A 10,412-nucleotide genomic window follows, 5' to 3' on the forward strand; every position below is an offset into this window, starting at 1 on the left:
CCCGGCCCGAGGCGTCGGTGCACCAAGCCGCCGCCCACCTGCGCCGCCGCGGCGCGCGCCGGCTCGTGATCGCGCCCTGGTTCCTGGCGCCGGGGCTGCTCACCGACGGCGTCTCAACCTTCGCGCGGGACAACGGTATTCCGATCGCCGCGCCCCTGGGCGCGATCACGAGCCGGCGCGCGCCGCGGCGACGCAGGTGGGCGGCGGCTTGGTGCACCGACGCCTCGGGCCGGGTTGCGAACGCCGTCGTCGCCCCGGCCCACCGGGTGCCGACCGCCAGCCTGGACGCGACCTTCGCGGTGCGCACGTTCGCCGCGGCGTTGGACGAGCCGATCGCGACGACCATCACGCCGAGGTCGTCGTCAGCCGCGGATACCCCGACCTCGGTGAGGCGTTCGCGCAGCACGGAAACCAGCCGCCCGTCCTCGCCGAGCACGCCGGCCTGCCGGACGCCGTGGGCCCCGGCTTCGGCGATCTGCTTGGGGATGTCCAGGCGCGCGTGGTAGGCGCTGGCCAGCAGGAACGGGGTGACCACCGCGTGGCGGCTGTCCGGGAGGGCGGCCAGCACGTCGACGAAATTGGGTTCGTTGAGCTCGAGGAACGCCAGCCGCACGTCCAGGTCGGGCCGCATGCCCGCCAGCCGGTCGGCCAGCGCCCGCGCGTTCGCGCCCGAGCGCGGGTCCCGGCTGCCGTGGGCGGTGAGTACGAGCGTGCTCATGAGGCGTGTAACCCGCATTCGATCTTGTTTCGTCCCCGCCAGCGCCCGCTGCGAGGATCGTCACCCTCGGCCGGCTTGCTGGTGCAGGGTGCGCAGCCGATCGACGGGTAGCCCTCCTCGACCAGCGGGTTGACCAGAACGTTGTGGCGCTCGATGTAGTCCTGCACGTCCTCGTCGGTCCAGGCCGCGATCGGGTTGACCTTGATGAGCTTGAACGACTCGTCGAAGCTGATCAGCGGGGCGTTGGCGCGGGTGGCGGCCTCCGCCCGGCGCAACCCGCTCACCCACGCGGCGTAGCCGCGCAGCGCGCGCCGCAGCGGGAGAACCTTACGCAGGCGGCAGCATTCGTTGGGGTCGCGGGCGAACAGGTCCTTGCCCAGCAGCTCGTCCTGCTCGGCGACCGTGTGTTCGGGCGTGACGTTGAGCAGGTGAATGTCGTAGACGGACTCGACCGCGTCGCGGGTGCCGATGGTTTCGGCGAAGTGGTAGCCGGTGTCCAGGAACAGCACCGGCACGCCCGGCCGGACATCGGACGCGAGCGAAACCACCACGGCGTCTTGCATATTGGCGGCCACCACGTATTTGCAGTTGGCCCCGTCGCGGGGGCCGTCGACGCCGCCGAAGTGTTCGTCGGTCCAGCGCAGGATGTCGGTGGCATCGGCGTCCGCCATTTCCGCCGCGCCGCGTTCGGCCAGTTTGCGCAGCTGGTCTTCGGTGAAGTTCATCGCGACCATGGCGTGGTCCTCAACTCCTATCGCAGGTCGGCCTCGTCGGCGCGCAGGGCCCACGACGCGAAGCGCTCACCGCCGTCGCGCTGCTCGAGGAACTTGCGGGTCACCCGGTCGATGTAGTCGCCGAGCTCGTCACTGGTCACCTTGTGCTGGCGCAACTTTCGGCCGAACCCGCTGGCCTCGCCGAGGCCGCCGCCCAGGTGAACCTGGAATCCCTCGACGGAGTTGCCCTGGCCGTCGTCGATCCATTGGCCCTTGAAGCCGATGTCGGCGACCTGGATGCGCGCGCACGAGTTCGGGCACCCATTGAGGTGGACGCTGATCGGCACGTCGAGCCTGGGGTCGACGTCGGCCAGGCGCTGTTCCAGCTCGGGCACCAAAGTCTGTGTGCGCACTCGGGTTTCGGCGAAGGACAGTTTGCAGAACTCGATGCCGGTGCAGGCCATGGTGTTCTTGCGCCACGCGGAGGGCCGCGACGGCAGGCCCAGCGCGTCCAGCGCGGCGACGGTCTCGTCGACCAAGGCGTCGGGCACGTCGAGGATGACCAGCTTCTGGAACGGGGTCAGCCGGGCGCGGTCGGAGCCGACCTTTTCCATCAGGTCGGCCACCGCCGACAGCGTCGCGCCGGAGACCCGGCCGGCGATCGGGGCGACGCCAATGGCGTTGAGCCCGTTCTTGATCTTCTGCACGCCGACGTGGTCGATGGTTTGCGTGACCGGTGCGGGGGCCGGGCCGTCGATGAGCGGCCGGTGGAGGTATTCGGTTTCGAGGACCTCGCGGAACTTTTCGACGCCCCAGTCCTTGATCAGGAACTTCAGCCGCGCCTTGGCGCGCATCCGCCGGTAGCCGTAGTCGCGGAACAGCCGGGTCACGGCCTCCCAGACGTCGGGCACCTCGTCCAGCGGCACCCACACCCCGACCCGCTGGGCCAGCATCGGGTTGGTCGACAGGCCGCCACCCACCCACAGATCCAGGCCGGGGCCGTGCTCGGGGTGGTCGACGCCGACGAACGCGACGTCGTGGGTCTCGTGGGAGACGTCTTGCAGGCCGGACACCGCGGTCTTGTACTTGCGCGGCAGGTTCGCGTACTCGGGGTTGTTCAGGGAACGCCGGACGATCTCATCGATCGCGGGCGTCGGGTCGAGCACCTCGTCGAGCGAATCGCCGGCCAGCGGCGAACCGTGGATGCCGCGCGGGCAGTCGCCGCAGGCTTCCGTCGTCTGCAGCCCCACTTCGTCCAGGCGACGCCAGATCTCGGGGACGTCCTCGATGCGGATCCAGTGCAGCTGCAGGTTTTCCCGGTCGCTGATGTCGGCGGTGTCGCGGGCGAATTCGGTCGAGATCTGGCCGAGGACGCGCATCGAGTGCGCCGTCAACGGCTTGCCGTCGGTGCGGACCCGCATCATGAAGTACTTGGCTTCGATCTTGTCGGTGTTGTCGTCGCCGGTCCAGCTGCCGTCGTAACCCTGCTCGCGTTGGGTGTACAGGCCCATCCAGCGGAAGCGCCCGCGCAGGTCGGAGTGGTCGATGCTGTCGAAGCCCTGCTTGGCGTAGACGTTGACGATGCGGTCGCGCACGTTCAGCGGTGCGTCGTCGTTCTTGATCTTCTCGGTGTCGTTGAGCGGTTCGCGGTCACCCAGCGCCCACTGGCCCTCGCTGCGGGTCTTGGCGGGACGTGCTGCGGTCATTGGTGTCTCCTTCGCGGTGCCGGACGGCTTAGGGCTGCTGTCCGCGGCATCGACGCGATGATGTTGTCAGTCAGAGGTGAGCGCGGGCGCTCCGTTGCGCCCACGTCTCATGGCTTCATACTGCCGGGGTCAGGCATAGGGGAGTAGAGGTCGCGCCGTTGTGAGGGCACAACCGTTGGTTGTGTGCGCGGGTTCACTGATCGATGTTGTCAGGCAATGGGTTTTGTCGGTCCAGCCGTACAATTCGCCTGCATGGGCGGTGTTTCGCTCGAGGGTCTTGAACGTGGGGCGCTGTGCGATCTTTTCGGCGAATTGGGCCCTTCCGTGCCCACGCTGCTCCAGGGTTGGACCGCTCACGATCTCGCCGCCCATTTGGTGTTGCGGGAGCGCGATGTCGTCGCGGGGCCGTGCCTCGTGTTGCCCGGCCCGTTCCAGCGGTTCGCCGAGCGGCGCCGGAAGGTGTTGGTGCGACGGGATTTCGGTTGGCTCGTCGCGCGGATCCGGTCCGGTCCGCCGGCCGGGTTCTTCCGCATCGGATGGGTTCGCGCGCTAGCGAACCTCAACGAGTTCTTCGTCCATCACGAGGATGTCCGCCGGGCCAACGGACTGCCGCCGCGTCAGTTGACGGCGGACATGGACGCCGCGTTGTGGCGCAACGTTCGGCGCGGGGGGCGGTATCTGAGTCGGCGGCTCGGGGGCTTCGGCCTTGAGGTTGCCTGGGCCGGTTCCGGCGAGCAGGTGACCGTCCGAGCGGGTGTGCCGGCATTGCTCAGCGGTCAACCGGGTGAGCTGCTGCTGTATCTCTTCGGCCGGCAGTCCGCGGCGCAGGTGGAGTTGAGTGGACCGCCGGATGCCGTCGCGGCCGTGCGTGCCGCCCACTTCGGGATGTGAGGCGGACCGCGTCGTCACACGCGCCACACCCGTCCCTGGAAGCGGAGGCGTCCAAAGTGCCCGCCTCGTAGCGACAACCGCCCATTCGGTCCGTCGGCCCATCCGGCGGCGCCCCACGCCCGCCCGTTGTCGCTACGAGGCGGGCACTTTGGCTAATCCCTCGAAATCGCGGGGAAGTTCGCGCGATCGCCCGGGGAAGCGCGCGATCGCCCGGGGAAGTCCGCGCGACCGACGGGGGAAGTCCGCGCGGCGAAACCGGCGTCGCCGCGGAGCGGCGGGCGTACCATCAGCTCACGCTCAACGGCGAGCGAGGGCAAAGACATGAACGACACCCACACCGACTCGACCGACGTCGACAAATGGGACCGCGATCTGACCGAACACGTCGTCGCGCTGACCCGGCCGATCGTCAAACGGTATTTCCGCTCCGAGGTGCGCGGCCTGGACAACCTTCCCGAAGGACCGTCGCTGGTGGTGGGTAACCATTCCGGCGGCATGCTGACGTTCGACCTGTCGGTGTTCGCCGTCGACTATTACGACACCTTCGGCTACGACCGCCCCCTCTACGCGCTCGCCTTCGACACCATCTTTTCCGGACCGGCCGCCGAGTTCTTCCGCCGCACCGGCGTGATCCGCGCGACGCGCGAGAACGCCGCCAAGGCGCTGGCCTCGGGCGCGGTCGTGCTGGTGTTCCCGGGCGGCGACTACGACGTGTACCGGCCGACCCTGCAGGAGAACGTCGTCAACTTCGACGGCCGGACCGGCTACATCACCACCGCCCTGGAGGCGGACGTCCCGATCGTGCCCGCCGTCTCGATCGGCGGGCAGGAGAGCCAGCTGTTCCTGACGCGCGGACAGTGGCTGGCCCGCCTGCTTCGGCTCACCAAGTTCGAGCGCAGGTTCTTCCGAACGAACATCATGCCGGTCACGTTCGGTTTTCCGTTCGGCCTCAGCGTCCTGGCGCCGGTCAACATGCCGCTGCCCACCAAGATCGTCACCGAGGTCCTGCGGCCGATCGACCTTCGCCATTTCGGCGAGGCGCCCGACATCAAGCGACTCGACGCGCACGTGCGCTGGACGATGCAAAAAGCGCTCAAAGCCCTTGCCGCCCAACGCCACTTCCCGGTTATCGGTTAAGCGCCCGCGAAGACCACGTCGGGATTGAGGACGCCCGCCGGGTCGAAGCTCCGCTTGATGCGGCGCATCAGGTCCACCTTGACCGGGTCCTCCAGCTCGAGGAAATAGGGCGTCTTGGCGCGGCCCAGCCCGTGCTCCCCGGAGATCGCGCCGCCCAATTCCATTGCCAGCGCGAAGATGTCGATCATCAGCTTCTTGCGCGTGTCGGGGTCCTTGCAGAAGATGGCCAGGTGCACGTTGCCGTCGCCGGCGTCCCCGCAGCCCGCCGCCGCCCCGCCGGCGGCCGCCGCCAGGCCGCGCGCGGCGGACAGGAACTTGGGCATCGCGCCGCGTGGCACCACGGTGTCGATGAGGTCGTCGGCGCCGACCGCCTTCAACGTCCAGAACGCCTTCTCGCGCGCCTCGATCAGCTTGCGTGCCGAACCGCCTTCGAGCACATAGGCGTCTACAGCGCCGAGCTCGGCCAGCAGCTCGCCGGCCTTCTCGACGTCCTCGTCGAGCCGGTCGGCGGTGCGGTTCTCAAGCGCCACAACCAGATACGCGTCACAGCCGTCGCGGACGCTGTCGGGGATGCCCAACTCCAGGTTCTGGGTGTGTACGAGCGCGGCCATCGTCACGTTGTCGATGTACTCCAGGATGTAGGGCGCGAGGCCGCTGCCCACGATCTTGGGGACCGCCGTCATGACCTGGTCGAAGTCGGCGAACGGGGCGAGCACGGCGGCGTTGTGGTCGAGCCGCGGATGCAGCTTGACGGTCACCTCGGTGGCCAGGGCCAGGGTGCCTTCGGAGCCGACGACGAGTTGGGTCAGGTCGTAGCCGGTGGAGATCTTGGCGATCTTGCCGCCGGTGCGGATGAGCTCGCCGGTCGGCAGCGCCGCCTGCAGCCCGAGCACGTTCTGGCGGGCAATGCCGTACTTGACCGCGTTCATGCCGCCGGCGTTGGTGCCGACGTTGCCGCCGACGCTGGACGACAGCTCGCCGGGGTGAACCATGTAGCGCAGGCCGGTGTCGGCGGTCGCGGCGTCCAGCTCGGTGAGCGTGACCCCGGGTTGGACGACGGCGACCTGGTTGATGGTGTCGACCTCGAGGACGGCGTTCATCCGTTCGAAGGAGATCAGCAGCCCATCGGCCCGCGGGATCGCCGCGCCCGACAGGCCGGTGCCCGAGCCGCGGGCCGTGACCGGCACGCCGGCGTCGGAGGCGGCCTTCAGCAGCTGCGAAACCGCTTCCGCGGAAACCGGTTTGGCGACATACGCCGGGCGTTGCGGCGGCTTCGTCAAGACTTCGTCGTGCCAGTAGTCCTCGGGGATGGCGTCACCGGTCAGCAGGTTGTGCTGGCCGACGATCTCGGCGAACCGGGCCGTCATGTCGCTCATGAGGCTTCAGCCTATCGCCGCGGTCAGGTGATCGAGGGGAGTCCGCATTCGGCCGCGGAGGATCGGCACGCAATCGTCGGGGAGTTGGGTGGTGACCTCCACGCCGGAGCCGTCGAGTTCGTCGAGGAACCCGGGTAGCTGCTCCATCGCGCCGGTGGGCAGGTCGTGCAGGACGACGACGGTGTGCTGGTGGCTGCGGGTATCGGCGAGTGCCCGCTCAACCCAGCCGCGCGGGTCGGCCCAGTCGCGCGGGACGCTGTTCCACAGGACGCAGGTGTACTTCTCGGTGATCAGGTGGTCGATCGCCGTGCGGTTCAGGCAGCGCTTTTCGAGTGCGCCCTCCGTTCCCCACGGCCTGAAGAGCCGATCGGCATCGCCGAAGTCGTCCAAAAGCTCTTGGGTGCTGCGGATCTCGTGAAGCGTCTCCGCGGCAGAGAGCTCGCCGAGGGGCCGGCCGTGGGTGAGGGAGTGATTGCCGATCCGGTGCCCCTCGCGCACCGCCCGCTCCAGCAGCCGGCGCCCCGCCGGCGGGCGGACGTTCTCGCCGACGACGAAGAAGACGGCGGACGCCTGCCGCTGGGCGAGGGCGTCGAGAACCCGGTCCGTGACGCCGGGTGTCGGGCCGTTGTCAAAGGTTAGGGTGATTTTCGGGCGCATCACTCCCCAGCGTACCTTGCCTGACTGATCGATCAGACAGTATCGTGGGCGGATGACCGCGGTGGTTTCGAAGTCCGAGGTGCCTGCCGGTGACGCCCGGCAGCGGATCCTGCAGACGACCATCCAGTGCTTCTGCGCGTACGGCTACGAGAAGTCCTCGATGAAGCTGATCTCGACGAGGGCCGGCGTCTCGCAGACGCTGCTGCACTATCACTTCGAGACCAAGGAAAAGCTCTTCCAGGCGGCGATCGACGACATGGCCAAGCGCATGTTCGCCACGGCGGCGACGCGGCTGCCGGGGCGGCTGTCGGTGCGCGAGGGCCTGACCGAGGCGGCCGGGCTGATGTACGCCTTGTTCATCGACAACATCGACGCGGTCACGTTCATGGTCGAGTTCGCCGCGGCGGCCAACCACAACGAGTTCCTGCGGGTCGCGTATGTCGACTATCGCGATACCCAACGCCGGCAGCTCGGCGAGGCGCTGCGCCGCATCGCCGGTGACGACGTGCCGCAGCGCTTGATCGACGAGTCGGTGCGCCTCTTCGAAACCGTGCTGCTGGGCATGTCGATGCAGCGGCCGTTCGTTTCCGACACCTCGGCCTTCCGTCGCGACTTCGACGTGTTCGCCCAACTGCTCGCGGCCCGCATCACCGAAGGATTGGAACCCAGGCGATGACCCCGAACCTCACCGATCAACCGATGGTCGAAGACGCGGTGACCGGATCCGGCGGCAAACGAATCTTCTTGCGCCGCTACGACAACCCCACCGCCGACTACGTGTTGGTGCTGGTGCACGGCACCGCCGGCAACAGCGAGAGCTACCACGCGTTCGCCGAGCACATGCGCCGGAACTTTCCCGCGGCCGTCTATTCGTTCGACCTGACCGGGCACGGCCGCACCGAGGGGGAGCCGGGCGTGTTCAGCTTCGAGGACTTCCTCGAAGACACCAGGGCGGTAACCGATTACGCGGCGCGGCGTACGTCCCTCCCGGTCGTCCTGCACGGCGCCAGCCAGGGCGGGGAAGTCGCGTTCCACGCGCTCGACGCGTGCCCGGCCGTGACAGCCGGCGTGTGCATGAACATCCTGTTGAACCACGAGGCGGCGATGAGCCCGGCGATCCGATTGTTCCGGTCGCGCCCGGCGAAGTGGGCGGCCAAGACGTTCGGCGATCGGCTGCGGGTCCCATTAAGACGCGTCATCGACTTCGAGGCCGCCTACCAGGAAGACCCCGGGCTGCTCGACACCAAGAAGAAGGACCCGTTCTACGTCTGGCGGTACGGGCTCAAGAGCTACCACTCGGTGTTCAACTACGTCCCGCCAAAACCCGCCGCCGCCAACACGAAACCCGTCCTCATCACCTGCGGGGAGCACGACGAGATCGTCGGCGCCGAGCACTGCCGGGCATGCTTCGAGCGGATCGGCGGTACCAAGGACTTCTTCATGATGCCCGGCGGCGGGCATCAGCTGATGCTGTTCGACGCGGTCGTCTACAGCCGCGTGATCGACTCGTGGATCCGGGAACGCGTGCTCGGGCACGCGCAGTCGTGGGAGCCGCCCATCGAGCCCGAGGAGCGGCGCTACTTCGAGTTCCTCGATCGCGAACGGGCCAACGATACGACAGGCGAGCCCGAGTACCACTATTCGCTGATCGATCGCGCGCTGATGCGGATCAGCAACGGCACGATCGAGCGCGGGGTGCGCTACTTCTCCAATGCCGAGGTCAGCGAACAGTGGCGCTTCACCGCGGACCTCGTCGGCGAAATCGACTACGCCGCATGGGACTTCCTGCGCGACTATCTTCCTGCGGTAGAGGGCCCGAGGATGGCGGTGGTCGGTTGCGGCGGCGGCGGGGCTATCGAGGGATTGCTCAACCGCGATCCGCGACTAAGCGAGTGGGACATCGTGGGCATCGACGTCGACTACAAGTCGATCGACGCGGCCCGGAAGCGTTTTGCCGGCAAGGCGGGGGTGAGCTTCGTCGTCGGCGACGCGCGTGACCCGGAGGTGTTGGGGGCCGATCGATTCGACCTGGTTTACCTGCACGGGGTGCTCGACCACTGCACCGAGCACCGCCGCTTGATGGACAGCGTGTTTCGCGCGCTGAGGCCGGGCGGCCGGATGTTCTATGTCGCGCCCGATCGCAACGTGTGCACGTGGCTGTGTTTCGTGACGGTCGGGCCGTTGTTCGTGTTCGGTCTGCACAAGCCGAACCATGACTTTAGGCGATTCCCCCGCCCCGCCGAATTGAACGCGGTGCTCGAGCAGGCCGGGTTCGAGCTGCTGCCCCGGCGAGGCCGGCCGGACGCCCCCGCCATGGTCGGGGTCGAATACAAGTCGGGGATGAATCCGTTTCCCGTCAAGAAGTCGGTTCGCGATCGCGCCCTGGGTGAGGAGATCTTCGAGCACACCGAGCCCAGGTGGTGGCTGGGGAACGGCTTCGTCGGGGAGTTTGCGGGGGTGGCCCAGAAACCCTTGTTGAACGCCTGTTGAGCAGCGGGTTTCGATTCCCGATTCTGTGGTTATCCGGAACCAGCAGGGCAGTCAGCTTTCCGACAGGAGATCGACACGGACCTCCAAGGAACTCAGTCCTACCGCGGCCAGGGCAGTAACGGAGTGCTCCTGGTGCCGGGCGGTCTCCTTGGCGACGGCCGGTACGAGCTGCGTGGCGTCCTGGGCCGTGGTGCGATGGCCGAGGTTCGCGAGGGGTGGGACCGGAAGCTCAACCGCCCCGTCGCCATCAAGCTGCTCTACCCCGGGGTGGCCGACCGGCCGGACAACCGTTCGCGGTTCGACACCGAGGCGCGCGTCGCCGCGCGGCTGACCGGGAGGCACGTCGTGGTGGTGCACGACGTCGGCGAGCACTACGGGTTGCCGTTCATCGTCATGGAGCGGCTACCGGGAGTGACGCTGGCCGACCACATCGCCCGCGGGCCGCTGCCGGTGCCCTTCGTGCACGCCGTCCTCGACGGTGTCCTGGACGCCCTTGCCGAGGCGCATCAGGCCGGCATCCTGCACCGCGACGTCAAACCCGGCAACATCCTGTTCACCGCCGCGGGGGAACCCAAGCTCGCCGACTTCGGCATCGCCAAGACCTCCGGCGCCGCCTACACCAGGGCGGGCGAGGTCGTCGGCAGCATGGCCTACCTGAGCCCCGAGCGGCTGACGTCCAAGCCGGCCACGGTGCTCGACGACCTGTACTCCGTCGGCGTGGTGG

General features: G+C 68.2%; 10 protein-coding genes. 5 read left to right on the top strand and 5 right to left on the bottom strand.

The window, feature by feature from the left end; genetic code table 11:
* The 3 genes from A5704_RS01635 to A5704_RS01645 form a co-directional block, all read right to left on the bottom strand.
* On the bottom strand, positions 1-718 hold a 718-nt coding region (locus A5704_RS01635), incomplete at its 3' end, for a sirohydrochlorin chelatase (RefSeq protein ID WP_156737580.1).
* Positions 715-1,452, bottom strand: a complete 738-nt coding sequence (locus tag A5704_RS01640) for a phosphoadenylyl-sulfate reductase (RefSeq protein WP_067785494.1) — start codon at positions 1,450-1,452, stop codon at positions 715-717. The genes A5704_RS01640 and A5704_RS01635, both read right to left, overlap by 4 nt.
* A 17-nt stretch (positions 1,453-1,469) precedes the next feature.
* Positions 1,470-3,137: a nitrite/sulfite reductase gene (locus A5704_RS01645; protein ID WP_067887069.1), complete on the bottom strand. Its 1,668-nt coding sequence runs from the start codon at positions 3,135-3,137 to the stop codon at positions 1,470-1,472.
* A gap of 252 nt (positions 3,138-3,389) precedes the next feature.
* Here A5704_RS01645 and A5704_RS01650 point away from each other — a divergent pair, with 252 nt between their 5' ends.
* Positions 3,390-4,028, top strand: a complete 639-nt coding sequence (locus A5704_RS01650) for a TIGR03085 family metal-binding protein (protein WP_067751323.1) — start codon at positions 3,390-3,392, stop codon at positions 4,026-4,028.
* A gap of 321 nt (positions 4,029-4,349) precedes the next feature.
* Positions 4,350-5,165 (top strand): lysophospholipid acyltransferase family protein, encoded by an 816-nt coding sequence (locus tag A5704_RS01655; RefSeq protein ID WP_067756166.1) that lies wholly within the window; start codon positions 4,350-4,352, stop codon positions 5,163-5,165.
* Here the strand turns inward: A5704_RS01655 and A5704_RS01660 are convergent.
* Both A5704_RS01660 and A5704_RS01665 read right to left on the bottom strand, forming a co-directional pair.
* Positions 5,162-6,541 carry an FAD-binding oxidoreductase gene (locus A5704_RS01660; protein WP_067887072.1) on the bottom strand — a complete coding sequence of 460 codons (1,380 nt, stop codon included), beginning with the start codon at positions 6,539-6,541 and terminating at the stop codon, positions 5,162-5,164. The two genes, A5704_RS01655 and A5704_RS01660, sit on opposite strands and share 4 nt — an antisense overlap.
* A 6-nt stretch (positions 6,542-6,547) precedes the next feature.
* Positions 6,548-7,198 carry a polysaccharide deacetylase family protein gene (locus tag A5704_RS01665; protein WP_067887077.1) on the bottom strand — a complete coding sequence of 217 codons (651 nt, stop codon included), beginning with the start codon at positions 7,196-7,198 and terminating at the stop codon, positions 6,548-6,550.
* Between the two features lie 52 nt (positions 7,199-7,250).
* Between A5704_RS01665 and A5704_RS01670 the strand changes: the two genes are divergently transcribed.
* The 3 genes from A5704_RS01670 to A5704_RS01680 all read left to right on the top strand — a co-directional run.
* Positions 7,251-7,874: a TetR/AcrR family transcriptional regulator gene (locus A5704_RS01670; protein ID WP_067887080.1), complete on the top strand. Its 624-nt coding sequence runs from the start codon at positions 7,251-7,253 to the stop codon at positions 7,872-7,874.
* The gene (locus A5704_RS01675; protein ID WP_067887083.1) at positions 7,871-9,688 is read left to right on the top strand and encodes an alpha/beta fold hydrolase; all 1,818 of its coding nucleotides are present in this window, start codon (positions 7,871-7,873) and stop codon (positions 9,686-9,688) included. Before A5704_RS01670 ends, A5704_RS01675 begins: the two co-directional genes overlap by 4 nt.
* A 195-nt stretch (positions 9,689-9,883) precedes the next feature.
* The coding region (locus A5704_RS01680) for a serine/threonine-protein kinase (protein WP_156737581.1) at positions 9,884-10,412 on the top strand (529 nt) is incomplete at its 3' end.

It is taken from the genome of Mycobacterium sp. E735 (assembly GCF_001666955.1).
Taxonomy (GTDB): domain Bacteria; phylum Actinomycetota; class Actinomycetes; order Mycobacteriales; family Mycobacteriaceae; genus Mycobacterium.

Bases quoted from the DNA above. Each gene is read 5' to 3' on its own strand.
- A5704_RS01655 (WP_067756166.1), top strand. From the start codon at position 4,350: ATGAACGACACCCACACCGACTCGACCGACGTCGACAAATGGGACCGC.
- A5704_RS01670 (WP_067887080.1), top strand. From the start codon at position 7,251: ATGACCGCGGTGGTTTCGAAGTCCGAGGTGCCTGCCGGTGACGCCCGG.
- A5704_RS01640 (WP_067785494.1), bottom strand. From the start codon at position 1,452: ATGGTCGCGATGAACTTCACCGAAGACCAGCTGCGCAAACTGGCCGAA.
- A5704_RS01675 (WP_067887083.1), top strand. From the start codon at position 7,871: ATGACCCCGAACCTCACCGATCAACCGATGGTCGAAGACGCGGTGACC.
- A5704_RS01660 (WP_067887072.1), bottom strand. From the start codon at position 6,541: ATGAGCGACATGACGGCCCGGTTCGCCGAGATCGTCGGCCAGCACAAC.
- A5704_RS01645 (WP_067887069.1), bottom strand. From the start codon at position 3,137: ATGACCGCAGCACGTCCCGCCAAGACCCGCAGCGAGGGCCAGTGGGCG.
- A5704_RS01665 (WP_067887077.1), bottom strand. From the start codon at position 7,198: ATGCGCCCGAAAATCACCCTAACCTTTGACAACGGCCCGACACCCGGC.
- A5704_RS01650 (WP_067751323.1), top strand. From the start codon at position 3,390: ATGGGCGGTGTTTCGCTCGAGGGTCTTGAACGTGGGGCGCTGTGCGAT.